Genomic DNA, 18,851 nt, shown 5'->3' on the forward strand with positions numbered 1-18,851 from the left:
TTCATACCTCCAATGTGTACAGGATCTCATAGAGCCGTTCGCTCTCGATCCATGTTTCGGATTTTGTATAATAAATGTTGTGCTGATGCAGCACTTCCTCCACACGCTCCTCCGCATCCGGGGATTTTTCATCGGTGTAAAGCTCGATGTGCAGTCGCTTGAAGCTGACATACATCAGGTTATCCGCACCGAATGTATTTTCACCGGGAGACAGAAACAGCGTGAACGGAGGCTCCGGGCTCTCACCCTCTGCGAAATGGTGATACGCAAAGGGCAGCCCGATCTCCTGCATCATCTCGGAAATTTCCTCGTAGGTCACGATAACTCCTTTTTGATGAGCGTTTCGAGCATATCTGCGCCGTTTGCTTCGGCAGGAGCGATATGCGGGATAGCCGCCACACGTCCGCCGCCGCGCTTTGCATGACCGTGTTCGAGCAGATGTGCGATCTGATAGCGGTCTTTGCTGTGGACGGTCATTTCCAGTGTGTGGCTATTTTCCTTCGTTTTCTTCGCTGTCCAGCTTCGCTTGTAGCGACCGGACTTCACAGGAGCTTTTGCTGAAATCTCATTTTTGACTGCGGTCGCTGTTTTGCGGACTGCCTTTTTCATAGCGGCATCTGCAAGGTCAGCGTATTCAGATAAGCCTTCCATGATCGCCGCAGCCATATCGTCAATAGATGTCATCCTTTGATCCCGCCCTTCGTGATTCGCAGATCAGCTTCATATAGTCCTGCGTCTGATAATTCTGCACAATGCCCTTGATGTCATAGTCAATACCTTCAAAGCGGATGCGGTATACGGTAGAAGTCATCTTTTTTGTCTGCGGAGTCTGACGGATAATGACCTCCAGCTTTTGTATCTCTCTGGTCACTCCGGTATTTGTTTCCTCAGCTGCACCGCCGACAGTATTTGATACAGTCACAGAAGCCCAGAGGGAGAACACCTCATCCCACCGGGCTTTGTGATTTCCGATTGCATCTTTTTTAACATGATTTTCAAGGACGGCGATCCGCTGATTCAGTTTCCCGATCTCCATCAGACCACGCCCTCTCTTTGTGCGAATAACAGTGCCCTGAGTGTCAGTGTCAGCGCATGATAATCAGCAGTATTGCGGTTCTCATAGAGGTAAGATACAGTATACAGCATAGCCTGCCGGGAGGTTTCCTCATTCTCCGCTAACTGCTTTTCATTCATTCTGCCCACATCCATCACGAGCCGCTGTGCCGTATCGATCAGAGTGAGGATGAGCTTGTCATCCTCACAGTGGTCAACACGGAGGTAGTTTTTTGTTTCAGGCAGTGAGATCAGATTCACTTATCTGCCCTCCGTTCTTATCAGCCGTTGCCGCCGGTATTACCGCCAGTTGTACCGCCGCCCGTGGTGTTGGACTTCGTACCTGCCATCTTCAGCACCTTCACGGACTCCGGCAGGATCAGACGACCGTCCACACGCTGTGTGGTAAGGAAGCCGACCTGATCTGTGCGGGCATACAGCTCGTTCAGACGGCGGAAGGTGCGGTTCTGACGGTCTGCCACCCAGTAATTCTTCATGTCGCCGAAGAGGAGAACACGCTCGCCCTTTGCAATACCGGGCATGAAGGAAGAGGTGCGGATCGGTCTGCCGAGCAGCGTATCCGGCTTTGCGATGTCGAGCGACGGCTTCCAGAGGTAATTGTCGTTCTTGTCCTTCAGCTTCATGAGCTGAAGCAGGATGGTCTCGTTGCAGACGAACTGTGCGTTACGACGGTAGGGAGACTTCAGGCTGTAGTAGAGGTCGAACACCTCGTCAAAGGTGATCGCAGTCTGAGATGCTGCAGTGACACCCAGCTCTGCGCCGCCGGTCTCATCGAGGATACCGAGGGGCTTCTTGTCGCCGTCACCGGTGAAGAAGGCACGCTCCTCGGCATTGCCCATTGCCACACCGAAACGTGCAGCGATATACGATGCGAGGTCGAAGGCAGAGTCGTGCAGAAGCTCGTTGCTGATCTTGATCATCGTGCCGAGCTTGTATGCGGAGAGAGTGGTCTGACCGAATCTGGTGTCAGTCTCCGGGATCTCCTCGCCCTCATCGATCCACTGTGCCTCCATCGTATCGTTGGCGATCGGGATCTTACGGGTACCGCTGTTTGTCTTGATGACCGTTGCCATCTGGCGGAAGATGTTGTTCTCTTCCAGTGCCTGAATCAGTCTGCGCTCGAATTCGTCAGGCACAGTGTAGCCGCCCTCGGTGTCCTCACCGACAGAGAGTGCATTGCGGACTGCAAGCTGATCGCCCTTGTTGCGGATCATATCCCAGAAGGCGGACTTGTACTCGTCGGTTGCGGTCGGGTTGGTGGGCGGTGTATTCTTTGTGCCGGGAGCGTTAGTGACGGGCTTGCTGGTCGGTGCGGAAAGAGCCGCATCGAGGGCTGCCTGCTGCTCAAGACGCTCGATCTCTGCGCCGAGTGCCTGCACCTCACCGGCCATTTTGTTGTACTGCTCGACTGCGGAAGCCTCCACGAGACCGTTCTCACCACGGTGCTTTTCGAGGAATGCCTTTGTCTGCTCCCACAGGGTATTGCGCTTGCTGCGAAGTTCCATGATCTTGCTCATATCTTTTTCTCCGTTTCTGCCGGATATCTCCGGCGGTCATAAAAATACAGCCTGCTTATCTCAGAAAAGCAAGCTGCTGTTTCAGAATTTCATACGGCATAGAGCCGTCTGCGGTCTTGCCGTCCATACCGATCACAGGCATATCCGGCACTGTAACTGTCGGTGCGGTCAGCCCTTCCTCGGAAGGTTTCTGTGCATCATCTGTCTTGCTGTCATCGGACGGCTCTGTGCCTTCGGGTACTGCGGAAGCGGTGATCTTTCCCAGAATGGTCTGCCCCATGACACGGGTACTGTACTCCCAAAGGGCATCGCCGGTGTCCAGCTTGAACGGCTTCTTTTCGGTCTCTTTCTTTTCATCGCCCTCATCGTCACCGCCTTCCTGATCGGGCTTGTCAGGCTCGTCCGGATCGTCAGGATCATCCTCCTTCTTGTCCGGCGTGGGCTTTTCGTCAAAGAGGATCTCATCTGCAAAGCCAAGCTCCACAGCCTTTTTCGCATTGATCCAAGTCTCGTCTGACATGAGCTTGCTGATGCGGTTTCTGCTGAGTCCTGTTTTTGCGGCATAGGCGTTGATGATGCTCTCCTTTACCTCATTCAGCGTTGCAATGGCTTTTTCCATGTCCTTTGCGTTGCCGAAAGCAATGGTAGAAGGATCATGGATCATGAGAAGTGCGGTGGGAGACATCTGCACGGTATTGCCCGCCATTGCGATCACACTTGCCGCTGATGCAGCGATGCTTGCAATCCTGACAGTAACATTGTGCGGATAGTCACGGATCATTGTGTAGATCTCCGCAGCGGCGAAGACGTTGCCGCCCGGCGAATTGATCCAGAGTGTGAGGTCGCCGTCCTCGGCATACAGCTCATCTCTGAAATCCTGCGGCGTGATCTCGTCACCCCAGAAGGAATCCGAGTCGATCAGTCCCTCAAGGCGGAGCACTCTGCCGCCGCTGTCATCGTGGATATAGTCCCAGAATTTCGGCATTTACATCCCTCCGTTTCGTACTTTCTTCCTGCGCCTTTTCCGCAGGAATCTGTCATCGGTTTCTTCGTCAGGACTCTCATCCGGCGTATTCTGTTCTTCCGGCTCATCTGTGTCATCATCGGACTGTTCCGGCTGATTTGCAGCATACGCCGCACCTGCATCCTGTAATTTGTTGTAGCTGCCGTTGAGGTAGTAATCATCCCCTCCGAGATCGTGGGGAATGAGATCCATGTTTTCAAGCCTGCGCACATCATTCGGGCTCATAAAGCCATTACCAACACCGATTGCATAAGCGTTCATTCTGCTCTGATAATCTCCGCGCATCAGATCGTCCACGTTGAATTTCGGGAAATATACATCCTGTTCCTCTTCCAGCAGAAGGTCTTTGATGATGCCTTTTTCAATGCGGATGATCCACGGCATGAGCGAATACTGCACAAATGCGATACCCTGATGCTCGATGTTATTGAAGGTACTGCGCTTCAGATCCTGCACCAGATGTGGCGGCACCTGAAACATTCGGCATATTTCCTCTACATCGAATTCACGGGTGGAAAGAAACTGCGAGTCCTCCGGCGGCAGAGATATCGGTTTATACTGCATACCTTCTTCGAGGACTGCGATACGGTGTGCATTGCGGGAACCGCCGTACACTCTCGTCCAGTTTTCACGGATCTTTTCCGGATTTTTTAGTACGCCCGGATGTTCGAGAACACCGGCAGGCTGCGCTCCGTTTTTGAAGAAGGCACTGCCGTAACGCTCCACCGCCATTGCTGCGCCCAGTGCATTTTTCATCATGGCAATGGGTGAAAATCCAACAAGACCGTTAAACCCCAGACCGGGGATGTGGAGTATCTCGTCACGCTGAAAAATGATATCCTTGTCATGCTCACCCGGCTTTTCGTCGGTGTATGCATGGTAGGTGTAAAACAAGTCGCCGCTTTTCGGGTCACGGTCGATTTCCATGTTCTCCGGCAGCAGCGGATACAGACCGAGAATTTCATTTTTCCCGTCCCGGACGATCTGCGCATAGGCGTTGCCCCAGAGCAGCAGATGACACATCAGCGCCTCCCAGAATGAGAATGAACTCATTTCGGGATTCGGCTGCCGGTAGAGTATCTTATACAGCGGATGATCGGTAGCGCGTTCCTTGTCCTCGCCCTTGCCTTTGTACCTGTAAAGGTGCAACGGCAAGCCTGCAATCGTATTTGACAGCAGTCTCACGCAGGCATATACTGCGATGATTTGCATCGTCGTGCGGTCGTTGACACGCTTGCCTGCGTGTGTCCGTCCGAAGAAGTAGCTGTAGGACGGGCTGTCGTAGCTGTCCTTCGGCTTGTCCCTCGACCGGAACAGTCCGCTGAAAATTCCCATGTGCATCACTCCTTTCGGTTGACTTTTTTTATAGGCTTTGGTATAATATCATATAGATATAACCTTTCATATAGACCAAATTTATAATGGAGTTGGATAATATGAATAAAATTGAATTAACACCTACTAAAGATATAAAATATTCATCGAGAGCAGATATATTCAAGCAAAAGAAAGAAATAATGTTTTCTTTTATATCGCCTATTCTTTTTGCCTTGTTAATGGGGTTAAAAAGTGAAGTCGTACAATCTTTGAATGGACTTGATAACATCCGCCTTCGTGAATTAGCCAGAAATTATCGCGAAGGTGATGGGGACTGCGGAATATGTTTTGAGTACTCGATTCATTCTGCAATTAGAAAAAACGATCCTATAATTATGCAACGGATAAATGAAGCACTTAATAAATGTGGAATAAGTGGAAAGAACACTACTTCTATTCTTTTAGGATTTGAGAAAAATAGAGTATTACAGATTAATGATGAACTTCTTAGTAATTTAACCGAGAGTTCCACTTTAATCGCTGATGCATTTGGAAATAGAATAGATCTACTTGAACATATTTTTAATATTAGCAATGCCTTCAGGAATCCTAATTCCAGAAGGTATCTGCCAGATGTAATTAATGGCTTATGGAAAGCAGATTTGCTTTTAGGAAACAAAGAAGAGGATTTATGGGCAGCTGTATCAGTCAAAATCAACCCACTTTCACTTGTTTATGCAAATGGTATTGCAATAGGTATTATACCGTCACGTTGGAATCGAATAATATCTATAAAAACAAAAGGCAAAATGATAGTTTGTCCGTTAATATATGATAACGGTTTTATGGAATACTTTTATGCAACATGGAGAACGGTTAAATCATTTTTAAAAAATGACGCACATATTCCTAATGAACGTCTGTTACCTTACGTAGAACAATTACAGATTGCTCAAGTCTTAGAAAGCAAAAGAGATACTCCTGTTATGGAAATCGTTGATGATATTTTCACTAAATTAGCACACAAAAATATAATTTTGCCGGAAAAGGAACCTATCATAACAACAGATATTTTTGATACTAATCCAATTGAAAATACTAACCGTTCAATAATAGTGCCCGAAATAATCATAAGAAATAATACTTTGTGATTTCACAATATAATCATTTCTCTTACATCATACACACTATCATCATTTCCACATTCGCATCGTATCGCACGGTCAAGCACCATGATCGTGGCGACCGTTCCGTCGATCTTCTCGGTGGACTTTTCCTTGTCGGGCTTGATGTTGCCCGCCGGATCACGCTTGATGAAAATGTTGTCCATGTTCCAGCGCAGCACCGGATGCCCGTTGTGGGCAATCTTCTGCTCCAGCGTCAGCTTCATCAGCTCTTTGGTCGGCGGCGACATATCACGGTAGCCCTGACCGAACTGCACCAGCGTGAAGCCCAGCCCTTCAAGGTTCTGGCTCATCTGCACTGCGCCCCAGCGGTCGAAGGCAATCTCCCGGATGTTGAACCGTGAACCCAGTTCGTCGATGAAGTTTTCGATAAAGCCGTAATGCACAACGTTGCCCTCGGTGGTCATCAGGAAGCCCTGCCGCTGCCATAGGTCATACGGCACATGGTCGCGCCGGACGCGCAGGTCAAGCGTTTCCTCCGGCAGCCAGAAATACGGCAGAATATAATAATGGTCGTCCTCATCGGTCGGCGGAAACACCAGCACGAAAGCAGTGATATCCGTCGTGGACGAGAGGTCGAGACCGCCATAACATACACGCCCTTCCAGCAGCGATTCGTCGAAATCAACCTTGCAGGCGTCCCACTTGTGCATCGGCATCCAGCGGACGGTCTGCTTCACCCATTGATTCAGACGGAGCTGTCGGAAGGCGTTTTCTTCGCCGGGATTCTGCTTGGCGGATTCACAGGCGGCTTCCACCTTGTCCATGCCGATGTTTTCACCCAGCGATGGATTTGAATTCTTTCAGACCTCCGGAGAAGTCCAGTCGGCATCATCGGGAGCGCCGTAGATGACCGGGTAGAAGGTCTTGTCGATCTTGCGCCCTTCGAGAATGTCCTGCGCCTTCTGGTGCTGTTCGTAGCAGATGGAATTGGTGTCCGTGCCTGCCGTCGTAATCAAGAAATACAGCGGCTGCATTCGTGCATCACCGGAGCCTTTTGTCATAACGTCAAAGAGCTTCCGGTTGGGCTGGGTATGTTTTTATTGACACCTTCCAATGCCTTCGACAGCTTGGTGGTATCGCCGCCGATCTCAACGGTGATGCCCTTGATTCTGTTTGTCATGCGGTTTCACCTCCTCCGTGAGGGCATAAAAAAGCAGCCCCGAAGGACTGCTCAGTGTATATTCAGTTAACGCGCTAAATCAGAATTTGCGGGGAGCCCCCGCTGGCAGGATTCTTCCAATGCGCCTCACAGCGCAAAGATCGAATAGGCTCTGTGATAAATCAAATTTTAACTGTTAAAGTATTTTTTCTATTTTCTATTCCGTTTGTTCCTCTATTCTCTCCAGAAAGTCGCTGATGATCTCTGCGACATCATCGGGACGCTGGTCATAAATACAGTGTATCCCCGGCAGCAGCACCAGCTCACAGTTCCCCATTTTGTCAAGATAGGGCTGCAATTCGGTATCACGGAGTTTTTGCAGCATATCCATATCATACCCGGATTCCGGAAACTTAGGCTGTTTCCTCCCCGTGAATTCACATTCCTGCTTATCCCAAGCCAGCATTTCATCTATTTCTTGTCCGGACTGAAATCCCCAACTTGAACAAATATAAACTTTCGGAACATCATTTGGCTTGATCGCATGATATGCAGTATTGCAGATTTCATTCATATGCTCATCTTCGTAGCAAAAAGCATGATTAAATGTATGATGCAGATTCAATGCTTCCGAATACTTTCGCTGTTCATCTGAATAATTCATACCGGGGATTACAGTTTTTAACAGAAACGACTTCGCAAGTCTTACCAGTCCCATCTGATTTGCCGCAATCGCAAACCGATTCTCAAATGCACTGCCATCTTCCAAAGCAATATCAGGGTTATCGCTGAGTTGTGTTCCGGCAAGAAAAATGACACCCTCGATCTCTTCCGGATACTGACTTACCCAATATGTCGCATAAGCACCGCCAAGCGAATGTGGAAGCAGAATGTATGGCGCTTCGATACCGGCATTTTTCAGCGCAGTACGGTAGTGATCCACAACACGCTCCACTGTCTGCGGCTCCTTTGTATCATCGCTGAGTCCATAACCCGCACGGTCAACGATTACGATCCGGTTTTCTTCAGCCAGACCGCCCATGAGGCGCTCCATTCTGACACTGTAATCAAATACGCCTTTGCCCGATAATCCTACGAATGTATGCTTACCGTTTTGAATTCCGAAATCATGTACATTCAGCGAATAATCCCCGACCGAAACAGGATTGTAATACCCTGCTTCGGTCAGCATCTGCTTTTCTTTTGATAACAGGATTCTGTGGATTACAAATGTGATCGCCAGAAACAGAATCATAATACAAGCCATGATCGCAAGTACTTTTTTTACTCTATTTGATTTTTCAGATTTCATCGCTTTATCCTCCAAATTCACACAGAGAATGCTGTTAGGATTTCTTTCAGTTCGTCAAGCTTTTCTCCTGTAAATACCGATTTAGCGAAAGAAGCTTCATGTTTCCTTCACACCAGAATTATAGCATAGAAAACAGAAAAAGTCAATCAGAACGCATCAAAGTCCGCCTGTCCAGCGACCTCATGCCAGCCGTCATATTCGTCATTTTCCTTTTCGGTGAACATATCATTCACGACTCCGATCGTGAGCAGATCAAGCTCCGAGAGGGACAGCCCGATCTGCACACATCGGAGAAGGAAGAGGGGTGTTGTCATCGGGCGGTCAGTTTTTCGATGTTTTTTTTAGACTCCGCCTGCGTCTCCACGAGGAGCTTATGCTTCTGCGAGAGCAGTTCCGTGTTGGTCGGATCGAGTTTCAGCAGCTTCTGTACATCCTTGAGCTGCGTCTGCGTGTTCTTGATGTTTTTATTGACACCTTCCAGCGCCTTTGACAGCTTGGTCGTATCGCCGCCGATCTCGACCGTGATGCCCTTGATTCTGTTTGCCATGCGGTTTCACCTCCTCAGTGAGGGCATGAAAAAAGCACCTGCCGAAGCAAGTGCTTATTTTAAACTCTTGATAAAAAACAACTTAAATCTTTTTTAGTTTGCCGTCTTCTGCTTTGTACGAACCAAACTCAATTCTTCCTCTGGTGATTGACATTCCTACAACATAAGAATCAGACATACTGTTCACGCCTACAAAAGTAAGAGGTGTTCCTTTTTCTAATTGATAGATATACTCAGCAATTTGCGGCATTTCACCCTGCGGACAATCGATCTCGATAGTGTTACCTGTGGCAGTATCGAAAATAGATAATGTGTAATCATCATGCTTATGACTTGCGATAAATTTCTCTACGAGTGAAGAAACTCCGCCTAATGCCAAAGATATGTCCTCAACCATCCACATCGGGTCTCCAGTCATAGGGTGAGTAGATTCCTTATAGGTATAATTTTTTTCCATAACAAACAACCTCCTTCTTTTTCATTGCGAAAACGAACACAATCTGTATCTATAGTATAGCAATAATAGAAGGAAAAGTCAATTGTCAAAATGCATCAAAATCCGCCTGCGTCTCCACGTTGAGTCTCCACAGTTCAATGAGCTGCGGCAGCACCTCGTAAATGGAGAATGTGTTGAACGCTTCAAGCCACTCGTCGGGATTGTCCGGGACGTTCTCCGGATCAGCGTGTTTCGCCATGATGTATGCGATATTCTCGAACACCTCAAGACTCTCGATGTCGAGGGTGGAAGCATCCTCGTCGCCCTCCTGCACGGAGGTCTGGAGCGATGCGAAGTCCTTGTAAATATCCCTGCGGAACTTGATACGGTAAAGGCGAGGCACAGCGGCACTCGCCTTGAACGGAACCTCGATGCCGTCAACGGTGATCGTCTTTTTAATAGCCATGCTGTACCTCCTTACTCGGTCGCTGCCGCAGCAGAACCGCCGGATTTGGTGGATGTGGAACGTGTGCCTGTGCTGTTGTTTGTTGCAGCAGTCGGCATATAGACCGCATTGTACCAGTTATCGTAGGTCGTCTGGTCGGTGCTTTCGCAGGTCTTGGACTTCACCAGACCGTTGGGCAGCGCCGATGCCTTGAGGGAGAGCTTTTCTGTCTTGACGCTCTTGCTTTCCTCGGTAGTTTCGCCCTCGGTCGCAGGACGGGACGCAGAGCAGCAGTACAGCACATGGCGGATGTGGTTCTTGTCTCCATCAAACTCGAACATGAGTGCGAACTGCGATGTTTCCGCATAGTTGCGCTCAACAAGAACACCCTTTGCATCAAGCTGTTCGCCGAGAATCGCCGTTGCAAAGTCGGTTGTGATCTTGCCCCAGCGTGGATCACGAATAAGGCTGATCGTCAAGCGGTTCCAATCACTGCTCCGCCGTCTGTTCAGCGTATCTGACCCTGATCACAGGGCGAACTCCCAGCGAGTGATCGACATCATTTCCCATATAATTCGCCGCTGTCCCAAGGATATAGACTGCCTCGTTCTGCTCTTTTCCGGGCGACCGCAGCCACCAATCGATGCCGCATCCCCGGATATCATCGCTGACGATCTTTGCTTCCGAATCGGTGAACAGATACACTTTGTCATCTGTTTCATTGCCGCAGTCCATTCCATAATGAGACTCTTCTTCGGTGAACGTGTTATGGGTGGTAACGATCGCTGCCTTCTCTCCGTCAGAAAATTTGCTGTCAAAAAAGTCTACATTGAGCCATCTGCGAAGAGAGCAAGTCTCCCATGTGACATCCGTTTTTTCGTCATTGTACGGCATGTTTGCGACCGGACCCGCACAAAGCAGCGTGCAGATCCCGTCTGATTTGTCTGCGATATACCATGTATATCTGCCGAATGCCACCACATAATCGACCTGAGAATCGGCGATCACCGCAAGCTCCTTCTCCTCCTCTGCGGCAGTTTTGTGCATCTTCGTGGGAATAGGATCACCCGAAAGGCGAAGATTCAAGGCAGGACGAACGGCTCCATATGTATTGCCCGCAACATCTCCGGAGGGATCTACAACATTCTTTTTTGTACCGACATAGGCGATATAGCTCTCATTCGCACCCGGTGACCGCAGCCACCACCACTGGTCGTTCATATCGTACCAATAGCCCGCCTTCCGCACCTGACTGTCAAGGGCGTTCGCTTCATCTATGCTCAGCAGGAAGATATAGTCATCGGTATCTTCTCCGCCGGGAGTGCCGAATTTTGCGCTTGGGGGATTGGAATTGTGCGTCAGCGAGATCAGTGCCCGTTCCTCTTTTGTGAATGTATAATAGAATTTTTCATTGAGCCATGCACGAAGCGTGGACTGATCCCATGTATTGCTACAATGGTATCTTGGAACATTGAACGGCAGCTTGATCACAGGCTTTTCAGTCAAAAGCGTACAGCTTGTCTCCGTTTTCGCCGTCACATACCAACGGATGTCACCGAATACAACGACATCTCCCACGGATGCATCCGACAGTGCAACCGCTTCCTTCGTAGATTCCTGCGTTGAAGCAAAGCATCCGGACAATATACTTGCAATGCCGATCAAAGCGGCAAGCAGTAATTTCTTCATATTCATTTTCCTTTGTTTACATGATTTTTTCCGCACAATATTTTCAGCCCGTCCAGTATCCGCATATTCAGCAGTTTTGGCAGTATTTTGCCGCAGAGCGGACAGGTTTCCGGTTTCTGCATGGTATCGTATGCCTCAATTTCCGAAGCATACCGATTTTGCATTTCACGAATATGTGAAGCAGGCAAGAATTCTGCATCGTTCTCTCGACATCCAAGTCGCAATTACATGTTTGCTGGGAATTAATCCAGTTTCTTTCGGAGATACAGCGGTCAGTGACTCACCAAAAACACCCGACCTTATGTAGTTGGAGGGAAGAAATCCGACCAGTAATTAACATTTCATTTGCTGTTCTTCAATCTGTGTGATTTCTTATGCTTTCCGTTCATCTGCCGGTACTCTTCTGGAGTATGTTTCGGCTTTCCTTTGTCAATCAGACTGCGCATATATGCCTCAGCTTCAGCTTCACTGGAAAACCGTTTATACACCTCTCGATGTCCTCTGGTCTCTTTTATGATCATACTGCCTTCAACATACAAATCTCCGTGTGAATCAAGAATATACAATCCCATATGATCCTCCTTTATGTCCTTCACCCGCCGTAAGGGTATTTTGCATGCATCTCGCTGAATAACGGTCCTATCTTCTCGTGATGCGCGAGGAGATCTTCTGCTTGCTCTTTTGTAATACGGCAGGCCCACATAGGAGCGGAATCATGGCAGCCTCTCGGAGTGTAATCTGTCGCCAACTCATAGTACTCATGTGCCGGCCAGTGACATCGGAAGATGATGTACTGCGGAGTTTTCGCCAGAAGCTGAGGATGACCTCCGTAATTCGGCAGCTGATGATCTTTTTCGATTATAGGCTTATCCACATAGCTGCTGTACTTATCTTCAGCCTTGATTCTGCTTCGGAGCCAGTCAACTACCTTGTCAGGATTGTCAAGCAGATATTTCGCCTCGCTCTCGTCACTTGTCCAAATCTCCGGACAGCTGGTCTCGCGGGCACCTGTCTTTACAGGAAATTCACATTGAACATAGTATCTTGTGTCTTCGGGATAGTTGTAATGTGCAATACAGCAGAAGCCCGCGTCATAAACTATCTCGCCATTCACACTGATGATATATCCTCTGTAGCCCAAGTATTCCTTATCGCTCATAATGAACGCTCCTTTCGTCAGACAATAAGCGGGAAAAATGTACTTCAAAGATAATCCAGAACAACGCTCTCCAATAGTTCACACAAATACCTCGATATTTGTATCTTAATTATGATCTTCCTTTATGTTTCGTAGCTAATTCTATTACTTGCCGCTAAGTCTTTTACCGTATTTGTGCATCAGACTATGGGCAAACTTTAGATTTATGATCATCCCGATTATTGCGACAGGTATCAGTATTAGAGTCATCAAATCAATGTTGATGGCACTCAATGATTTTATGATGATCATCACACTCGGAGGTAAACAGATAAGGCTTGTTATCAGCGAAGGTATATACTTCCTGATATAAATACTCTGTCCGATATGCACAATAAAATGCGCTGTCAAAGCGATCATAAGACCAAGCCACAGTGCGTTCAGCACTTTACACGGAAAGAAAAAAGCCAGTAAACTGATTCCAAAGAATGGGATAAACTCCTCATATACTGCCAGTGCAAAGCCCTCGGCTGAGAAATCTTTGTATGCATCAGTTATCTTTGGGAAACGCTCAAAAAGCTGCTTGTTGTTTCTGAAAAAGTGACCAAACCCGATTATTTCCTCCATATCGTGAAAAATAAATAGTATCGGCAGCAGTAAAACATAATCCTTCATATAATAGCTCCTGATCTCAATAATTACTGATAAAGTGCTTGGTATATTTTGAGATATTATTCAGATTCGTGACGATATTGACCGCCTTGCCTTATAATAAAACTTGTAAAGCTGTCACTGCATTTTACAAAGCTTGAGATTTCAGCAGCTTCTGAATAATAATAAACAGGCGGATCGTCACCTTCTGACAAATTGAAGAAATAGAACATATACCCCTGATGCATCCAGAAAACAAAATCATCCTCTTTCAGCTTGCAGGGAAAGCTGTTTTCTTCTAACAATTCATCTGCCCACTCCCGTAGTTTCGGTACATCATCAAAGCTGCAATCAGAACCTATCCAGTAACTACCATCACCTGCATATCGCATAAAATCCACATAAGCAGAAGGAAGTTTAATATCTGAGAACCTCGAAAGAAAACAATTCAGGATTTCAGAATCGCAGGCGTAAAATTGATGAGAAGGCTTTTTCATATTCAGATATGAAAAATACTCTGCAAAATTCATGTTCCCTGTGTATTTGTTCATTATAAACTACCTCTGTTCCAGATTAAATTATCCATCTGAATTATAGCACGGCAGTAAGAAAAAGTCAATCAGAAAGAGCCGAATTCCGCCTGCCAATCACCTTCGGCAGTTTGATGATGTCTTGAATCTGTTTTCCATATTGTTTCTAATCCTCCGTAAGGACATGAAAAAGCACCTGCCGAAGCAAGTGCTTTAAGGCCAAAGAATCAAATTGATTTTTCGGCAGTTAGCAGGCTATATGTTTGATCAACCTGAGTCTCAAATCATTAAATAGTAAGGTTGTTATTATAATTGAATCGCCGATCGCTATCGTCCTTTATCTTTTCAGAATCACTTTTCATTTTTCAGCAACACCTCACGAATATCCCCATTGATACAAATGCTTTGTTCCGCTATATCATCAGGCGCAAAGGCTTCACCAAAATTCAGGCACGCATAGACTGCTTTCGGGTTTGCGTAGGTCATCTTCCAGAACGGATACTTGATGATGACAGGCGTATTCATACCCACACCAAGCTCTAAGAACAGGATATGCTGACCGCTGCGTGTGCGAATGAAGTTATCATAGCGCTCCGCAGCTTTGTGCCACCCATCGTCCTCTATGAAAGAATCATCAGCGCGAAGATTCATGCTCATGGGTTTTCCGCAGACAGTACAATAGGGTACAAGCTCCGACGGAACACGCATATCTTTCTGCTGTTCAAACATTGCCCTGACGGTCTCCTCGTTGTCATAGGTCTTTTGGTGGCACGGCTCACTGCATTGCCATAGGCCGTAGTCGCCCTGCGTGTAGAACAGTCGGTGCTTGTCAAATCCTGCCTTTTGAAATTGGTGGTCAACATTGGTGGTGAGAACAAAATAGTCCTTGTCCTTCACAAGCTCAAACAGGCGCTTGTATGTACCGTTGTCTACGTCCATATAGCGGTTGATGTAGATGTAGCGTGACCAGTATGCCCATTGTTCTTCGGGCGTTTCAAAGGGATAAAAACCGCCGGAATACATATCCCGGAAGCCATATTTCTCTACAAAATCCCCGAAGTATTCATGCAAACGCTCTCCCGAATAGGTAAAGCCTGCGGCGGTGGAAAGTCCTGCGCCTGCGCCGATCACGATTGCATCAGCGGTCTGTATTTCTTTTCTCAGGCGGTCAATCTCGTCCGAGTAATCTCTTGTATATTTCATGATCGTCCTCCTTGAATACGTTGAAGATCACCTGTATATCGTGGTTCTTGCGAAACTTCCTGACGGTGCGGACAGCAATTTCCGCCGCTTTATCCTGCGGAAATCCAAATACGCCCGTTGATATGCAGCAAAAAGCGATACTGCCAATGCCATTCTGTACGGCGGTATCAAGACAGCTTTTGTAGGAGCTTTCAAGCAGACGGCAATGTTCATCCGTTAGCTTTCCTTGAACAATCGGTCCGACCGTATGTATCACATAGTCGCAGGGCAGATTGTAAGCAGGAGTTATCTTTGCTTTGCCTGTGGGTTCTTCGTGACCTTGCGCTTTCATGATCTGTCCGCACTTGTATCGCAGACGCACACCTGCAAAGGTGTGGATACAGTTGTCGATACAGGAGTGGCAGGGCTGCCAGCACCCCGTCATTCCCGAATTGGCGGCATTGACGATAGCTCCGCATCGAAGCGTGGTGATGTCGCCTTTCCAGAGGTAAATGCCGTCCTCTATGGGCGTCAGGTCTGCAATGTCCGTGATGCCTTTTTCCTCGGTCAGTGATGTGAGATATTCGTCCTCGGTTTGCAGATATTCCTCGCCCGCTTTCACAGCGGGACGGATATTCACAAGGCTTCTGTAAAGCCGGAACTTATCCTCTTCTTTTTCGGGTATCTCTATTCCGTCAACATCGTTTCTTTCTGACAGCAGATAGTTTATCAGATAATAAAGTTTCTCCATACGTTCATCTCCTTATGACTGCCCCCACAGGACAGACTTCCGCACAGTTTCCGCAGTGCAGACAGTTTTCCTGACGGATAATAGCTTTTTCTTTCAGTTCGATACAACTCTGCGGACAGTCGCTCAGACATGAACCACACCCGATGCAATCATCGGTCACGAAATATCCGCTTTCCTTGCTTTCTGCACCGCCGAATGTGAAGCTGTCACGCTCGATAGGCTTTTTCGACAGGTCGAACCACTCTCCGCTGCCCTCATATAGTTGAAAAGCGGTAAGTGCCTTTCTGCTTTCTTCGGTGGGATAAATTTCACGCATATAGGGATTCTTCTCAAACAGCAGCGGGAGCATAGCAGAACCCAGCTCCCTGACCTTGCCGCGGACAGAAACAGCAGTGCAGCTCATGGTATCCTCTCCCTTTTTCCCCGAAAGTGAAAGATAGCCCTTGTCCTTTAACCGTTGATAGAAGTTCTTTCCCTTTGCGGTGAGAAAGTACAGTCCGTTCTCGTCTGCATACATCATGTCGATCACACAGGTCACAGGCAGACCGTCACCGTCAACTGTTGCAACAACGGTTGAGTGAATCTCGTCCACGATAAACCTCAGATAATCATTCACTGTCATATTGTCCTCCTATGGAAAGAGTGTGCCGACCAAACGTCCGCACACTCTCTTTTTTATTCTTCGTCAATTATCTTTCGTGTGTCCGCAACTACTTCCGCAAGTGTAGTGCTTTTAAGCTCGTTTTCAAGAGCTTCCTGAGCCGCTTGCAGTCTGCCGTCCATAGCCTTATGGATATTGCGTCCCACGGGACATTCCACATTGGGATTTTCATGGAAATGGAACAGTCCCTCATCATCTACGCAGTCAACCGCCTTGTAAATATCGTACAGCGTTATTTCATCGAGAGCCTTAGCAAGGTGTGCGCCGCCGCTGCCCTGACGAGTCTCAACTATTCCTGCCGTGCGAAGCTGTCCGAGGACGCCCCGGACTATGACCGCATTTACCCCCGTACTGCCCGACAGGAAGTCGCTGGTCACTCTCATCTGACCGTCAAAAATGTCGATGCAGGTGAGGATATGCACTGCCGCTGTGAATTTACTTGTGATCTGCATAGATGTTCATCTCTTTCTTACTCTCTTACCACGCTGATACGCTGCCCGATGTGGCTGCCTTTTTCGATCTCATCGACCATTGCGATAGCGTAATCCGCATAACTTATAATGCTCTCGCCCTTAGAGTTGAGCGTCAGCTCCTCGCCTGCGAGAATGTACTTGCCGCTGCGCTCACCGTCAGCCTGAAAATCTCCTGCGGGGCTGATATAAGTCCACTTTACGTCATTTCTCTGACGGAGTTCGCCAAGCGCCTTTGCCATAGCAGAAGCCAGCGGCTTGAAAACTTCGGGGAAATCTGCACCGTCAGAAACGCAGGCGGTATGCTCAGCGTTCACATACAGGCTTCCTGCGCCGCCGACAACGAGAAGTCTTGTGTCAGTTCCCGAAAGAATGTCGCACAAGTGAGCAAGTGATGTGGAGTGCTGAGGAAGTGTTTCGGGTGTCCATGCGCCGAATGCGTCCACAACTGCGTCAAAGCCTGCAAGGTCTGCTGAGGTGAGGTCAAACAGGTCTTTTACAATAACGTTCTGAGCTGATGTTTTATTCTCATTTCTTACAACTGCTGTAACGTCAAGCCCTCTGTTTACAGCCTCTTTCACGATGAGCTGACCTGCCTTGCCATTTGCACAAACTACTGCGATTTTCATAATAAGTACCTCCTGATTATAACATGATTTTGGTGTTTTGTAAAGTTGTAATATCCTTAATTTCAACTTTCTGATATCAGTATATCATGCAAATATAAAGTTGTCAATACACTCATTACAACTTTGGACAAATGCATAAAAAAACAGTTCTCTTTATGCGCACATTACACACAGTATACCATTTAGATAAAAATGATTCCTGATGTTTCTCAAATACAAGAATAAACACTGTTTTCACTTTTTTCCTATTCTTTCTTTTGTTTGATATATTATTGACTTACCTGTCATTATGATGTATAATTGCTAAAGGAAGCCTCTCTTCTCGATATTCCAAAAACGAATCAAGGTGAATGATATGAATAAAGAATGGTCCGAACTGAATAAGACAATGCAGACTCAGATAAAAAAGAAAGATACATACTTTGACGGCATAGACACACTGTTTGAGCTGCGTAACAGGCTTATGGAGACGATTATCTCGTTCAAGAACGATCTTTCCAGAGAAGATTATAATGCTATCCCTTTTATAAATTCAGACGGCTATCATAGTAAAACGATCGCTTATTCTTTATGGCATATTTTCCGGATCGAAGATATTGTTGCACATACACTGATAAACTGCGATGACCAGATATTCTTTTCAGGCAATTACAAAGAACGTATCAATTCGCCGATAATTACAACAGGTAACGAACTTTTGAAGAATGAGATTTCTGATTTTTCAAAGCAATTAGATATCGACGAACTCTATGCCTATATTTTAGAAGTTAAAAGAAGCACTGAGGCGATTCTGCGTGAACTCACTTACGAGATGCTAAAACAGAGAATATCGGCTGAACGCAGAGAGGCACTGCAAAAAATGAATGTTGTAAGCAATGACGAAAATGCTGAATGGCTTATCGATTATTGGTGCAGCAAAGATATCCGCGGTCTGATACAAATGCCATTTTCAAGACATTGGATCATGCATATAGAAGCAAGTTTACGTATTGAAAACAGAATAGGCAAAAAGCGATAAAAAAGGCAAATTATGGACATAATATCGACCTCTCAGACAAACCTGAAATGAAAAATAATTTTCATAGTTTTGCCAGACAGTTTTCCGACTCAGCGATGCATAACGCATCGCTTTTTTCTGTCTTTCTGCCCTTCTTCTATGCGTTAACCATAAAAAAGAAGAGCCGGATCTCTC

General features: G+C 47.0%; 25 protein-coding genes and 2 pseudogenes. 2 read left to right on the forward strand and 25 right to left on the reverse strand.

What is annotated here, in order from left to right:
* Window position 1 precedes the first annotated feature (1 nt).
* Genes BT127_RS12205 through BT127_RS12235 form a run of 7 tightly spaced genes read right to left on the reverse strand, consistent with a single transcriptional unit; the run spans window position 2 to window position 4,950 of the window.
* A complete protein-coding gene (locus BT127_RS12205) occupies window positions 2–319 on the reverse strand; it encodes a hypothetical protein (RefSeq protein ID WP_075425272.1) in 318 nt (105 codons plus the stop codon).
* Window positions 316–684 carry an HK97 gp10 family phage protein gene (locus BT127_RS12210; protein ID WP_075425273.1) on the reverse strand — a complete coding sequence of 123 codons (369 nt, stop codon included), beginning with the start codon at window positions 682–684 and terminating at the stop codon, window positions 316–318. Before BT127_RS12210 ends, BT127_RS12205 begins: the two co-directional genes overlap by 4 nt.
* A complete protein-coding gene (locus tag BT127_RS12215) occupies window positions 671–1,036 on the reverse strand; it encodes a head-tail adaptor protein (protein WP_075425274.1) in 366 nt (121 codons plus the stop codon). Before BT127_RS12215 ends, BT127_RS12210 begins: the two co-directional genes overlap by 14 nt.
* On the reverse strand, window positions 1,036–1,314 hold the full coding sequence (locus BT127_RS12220; protein WP_318257238.1) for a head-tail connector protein: 279 nt from the start codon (window positions 1,312–1,314) through the stop codon (window positions 1,036–1,038). Before BT127_RS12220 ends, BT127_RS12215 begins: the two co-directional genes overlap by 1 nt.
* Window positions 1,315–1,334: 20 nt before the next feature.
* The gene (locus tag BT127_RS12225) at window positions 1,335–2,591 is read right to left on the reverse strand and encodes a phage major capsid protein (RefSeq protein ID WP_075425275.1); all 1,257 of its coding nucleotides are present in this window, start codon (window positions 2,589–2,591) and stop codon (window positions 1,335–1,337) included.
* Window positions 2,592–2,646: 55 nt separating this feature from the next.
* Window positions 2,647–3,576: a head maturation protease, ClpP-related gene (locus BT127_RS17370; RefSeq protein WP_075425276.1), complete on the reverse strand. Its 930-nt coding sequence runs from the start codon at window positions 3,574–3,576 to the stop codon at window positions 2,647–2,649.
* The gene (locus BT127_RS12235) at window positions 3,577–4,950 is read right to left on the reverse strand and encodes a phage portal protein (protein ID WP_075425277.1); all 1,374 of its coding nucleotides are present in this window, start codon (window positions 4,948–4,950) and stop codon (window positions 3,577–3,579) included.
* A 101-nt stretch (window positions 4,951–5,051) separates the two neighbouring features.
* Between BT127_RS12235 and BT127_RS12240 the strand changes: the two genes are divergently transcribed.
* Window positions 5,052–6,083: a hypothetical protein gene (locus tag BT127_RS12240; protein WP_075425278.1), complete on the forward strand. Its 1,032-nt coding sequence runs from the start codon at window positions 5,052–5,054 to the stop codon at window positions 6,081–6,083.
* A 2-nt stretch (window positions 6,084–6,085) separates the two neighbouring features.
* Here the strand turns inward: BT127_RS12240 and BT127_RS12245 are convergent.
* The 18 genes and pseudogenes from BT127_RS12245 to BT127_RS12320 all read right to left on the reverse strand — a co-directional run.
* Window positions 6,086–7,153 (reverse strand): annotated as a pseudogene (locus tag BT127_RS12245) (terminase large subunit); the annotation flags it as partial.
* Window positions 7,117–7,239, reverse strand: a complete 123-nt coding sequence (locus BT127_RS17255) for a hypothetical protein (protein WP_318257239.1) — start codon at window positions 7,237–7,239, stop codon at window positions 7,117–7,119. The gene BT127_RS17255 and the pseudogene BT127_RS12245, both read right to left, overlap by 37 nt.
* 196 nt (window positions 7,240–7,435) lie before the next feature.
* Window positions 7,436–8,530, reverse strand: a complete 1,095-nt coding sequence (locus tag BT127_RS12250) for an alpha/beta fold hydrolase (protein WP_019680599.1) — start codon at window positions 8,528–8,530, stop codon at window positions 7,436–7,438.
* 146 nt (window positions 8,531–8,676) lie between these two features.
* Window positions 8,677–8,814, reverse strand: coding sequence for a hypothetical protein (locus tag BT127_RS16890; RefSeq protein WP_175541940.1), 138 nt, complete (start codon window positions 8,812–8,814; stop codon window positions 8,677–8,679).
* Window positions 8,815–8,852: 38 nt separating this feature from the next.
* Window positions 8,853–9,077 (reverse strand): annotated as a pseudogene (locus BT127_RS12255) (hypothetical protein); the annotation flags it as partial.
* An 82-nt stretch (window positions 9,078–9,159) separates the two neighbouring features.
* Entirely contained in the window at window positions 9,160–9,534 is a 375-nt protein-coding gene (locus tag BT127_RS12260) for a hypothetical protein (RefSeq protein WP_075425279.1), read from the reverse strand.
* 85 nt (window positions 9,535–9,619) lie between these two features.
* Entirely contained in the window at window positions 9,620–9,979 is a 360-nt protein-coding gene (locus BT127_RS12265; RefSeq protein ID WP_075425280.1) for a hypothetical protein, read from the reverse strand.
* A gap of 11 nt (window positions 9,980–9,990) precedes the next feature.
* The gene (locus tag BT127_RS12270) at window positions 9,991–10,437 is read right to left on the reverse strand and encodes a major tail protein (RefSeq protein WP_318257241.1); all 447 of its coding nucleotides are present in this window, start codon (window positions 10,435–10,437) and stop codon (window positions 9,991–9,993) included.
* Window positions 10,438–10,447: 10 nt separating this feature from the next.
* Complete coding sequence (locus BT127_RS12275; RefSeq protein ID WP_075425281.1) at window positions 10,448–11,647, reverse strand: DUF6273 domain-containing protein; 1,200 nt, start codon at window positions 11,645–11,647, stop codon at window positions 10,448–10,450.
* A gap of 341 nt (window positions 11,648–11,988) precedes the next feature.
* Complete coding sequence (locus BT127_RS12280; RefSeq protein WP_075425282.1) at window positions 11,989–12,219, reverse strand: hypothetical protein; 231 nt, start codon at window positions 12,217–12,219, stop codon at window positions 11,989–11,991.
* Between the two features lie 20 nt (window positions 12,220–12,239).
* Complete coding sequence (locus BT127_RS12285; RefSeq protein ID WP_075425283.1) at window positions 12,240–12,806, reverse strand: hypothetical protein; 567 nt, start codon at window positions 12,804–12,806, stop codon at window positions 12,240–12,242.
* Window positions 12,807–12,950: 144 nt separating this feature from the next.
* Entirely contained in the window at window positions 12,951–13,460 is a 510-nt protein-coding gene (locus BT127_RS12290; protein ID WP_075425284.1) for an HXXEE domain-containing protein, read from the reverse strand.
* 56 nt (window positions 13,461–13,516) lie between these two features.
* Window positions 13,517–13,966 carry an SMI1/KNR4 family protein gene (locus tag BT127_RS12295; protein WP_207647507.1) on the reverse strand — a complete coding sequence of 150 codons (450 nt, stop codon included), beginning with the start codon at window positions 13,964–13,966 and terminating at the stop codon, window positions 13,517–13,519.
* A 351-nt stretch (window positions 13,967–14,317) separates the two neighbouring features.
* The gene (locus BT127_RS12300; protein ID WP_075425286.1) at window positions 14,318–15,169 is read right to left on the reverse strand and encodes an SIR2 family NAD-dependent protein deacylase; all 852 of its coding nucleotides are present in this window, start codon (window positions 15,167–15,169) and stop codon (window positions 14,318–14,320) included.
* Window positions 15,135–15,899 (reverse strand): protein-ADP-ribose hydrolase, encoded by a 765-nt coding sequence (locus BT127_RS12305; protein WP_075425287.1) that lies wholly within the window; start codon window positions 15,897–15,899, stop codon window positions 15,135–15,137. The genes BT127_RS12300 and BT127_RS12305 overlap by 35 nt, the downstream gene beginning before the upstream one ends.
* Before the next feature lie 4 nt (window positions 15,900–15,903).
* On the reverse strand, window positions 15,904–16,521 hold the full coding sequence (locus BT127_RS12310) for a 4Fe-4S binding protein (RefSeq protein ID WP_075425288.1): 618 nt from the start codon (window positions 16,519–16,521) through the stop codon (window positions 15,904–15,906).
* A 53-nt stretch (window positions 16,522–16,574) separates the two neighbouring features.
* Entirely contained in the window at window positions 16,575–17,012 is a 438-nt protein-coding gene (locus BT127_RS12315; RefSeq protein WP_075425289.1) for an Rrf2 family transcriptional regulator, read from the reverse strand.
* Window positions 17,013–17,029: 17 nt separating this feature from the next.
* Complete coding sequence (locus tag BT127_RS12320; RefSeq protein WP_075425290.1) at window positions 17,030–17,659, reverse strand: NAD(P)-dependent oxidoreductase; 630 nt, start codon at window positions 17,657–17,659, stop codon at window positions 17,030–17,032.
* A gap of 355 nt (window positions 17,660–18,014) precedes the next feature.
* On the opposite strand from BT127_RS12320, the gene BT127_RS12325 reads away from it, so the two are divergent.
* Window positions 18,015–18,677 carry a phage head-tail adapter protein gene (locus tag BT127_RS12325; RefSeq protein ID WP_075425291.1) on the forward strand — a complete coding sequence of 221 codons (663 nt, stop codon included), beginning with the start codon at window positions 18,015–18,017 and terminating at the stop codon, window positions 18,675–18,677.
* Window positions 18,678–18,851 lie beyond the last annotated feature (174 nt).

The sequence above is a fragment of the Ruminococcus sp. XPD3002 genome (assembly GCA_900119535.1).
In the GTDB taxonomy this organism is placed as follows: domain Bacteria; phylum Bacillota; class Clostridia; order Oscillospirales; family Ruminococcaceae; genus Ruminococcus; species Ruminococcus flavefaciens_H.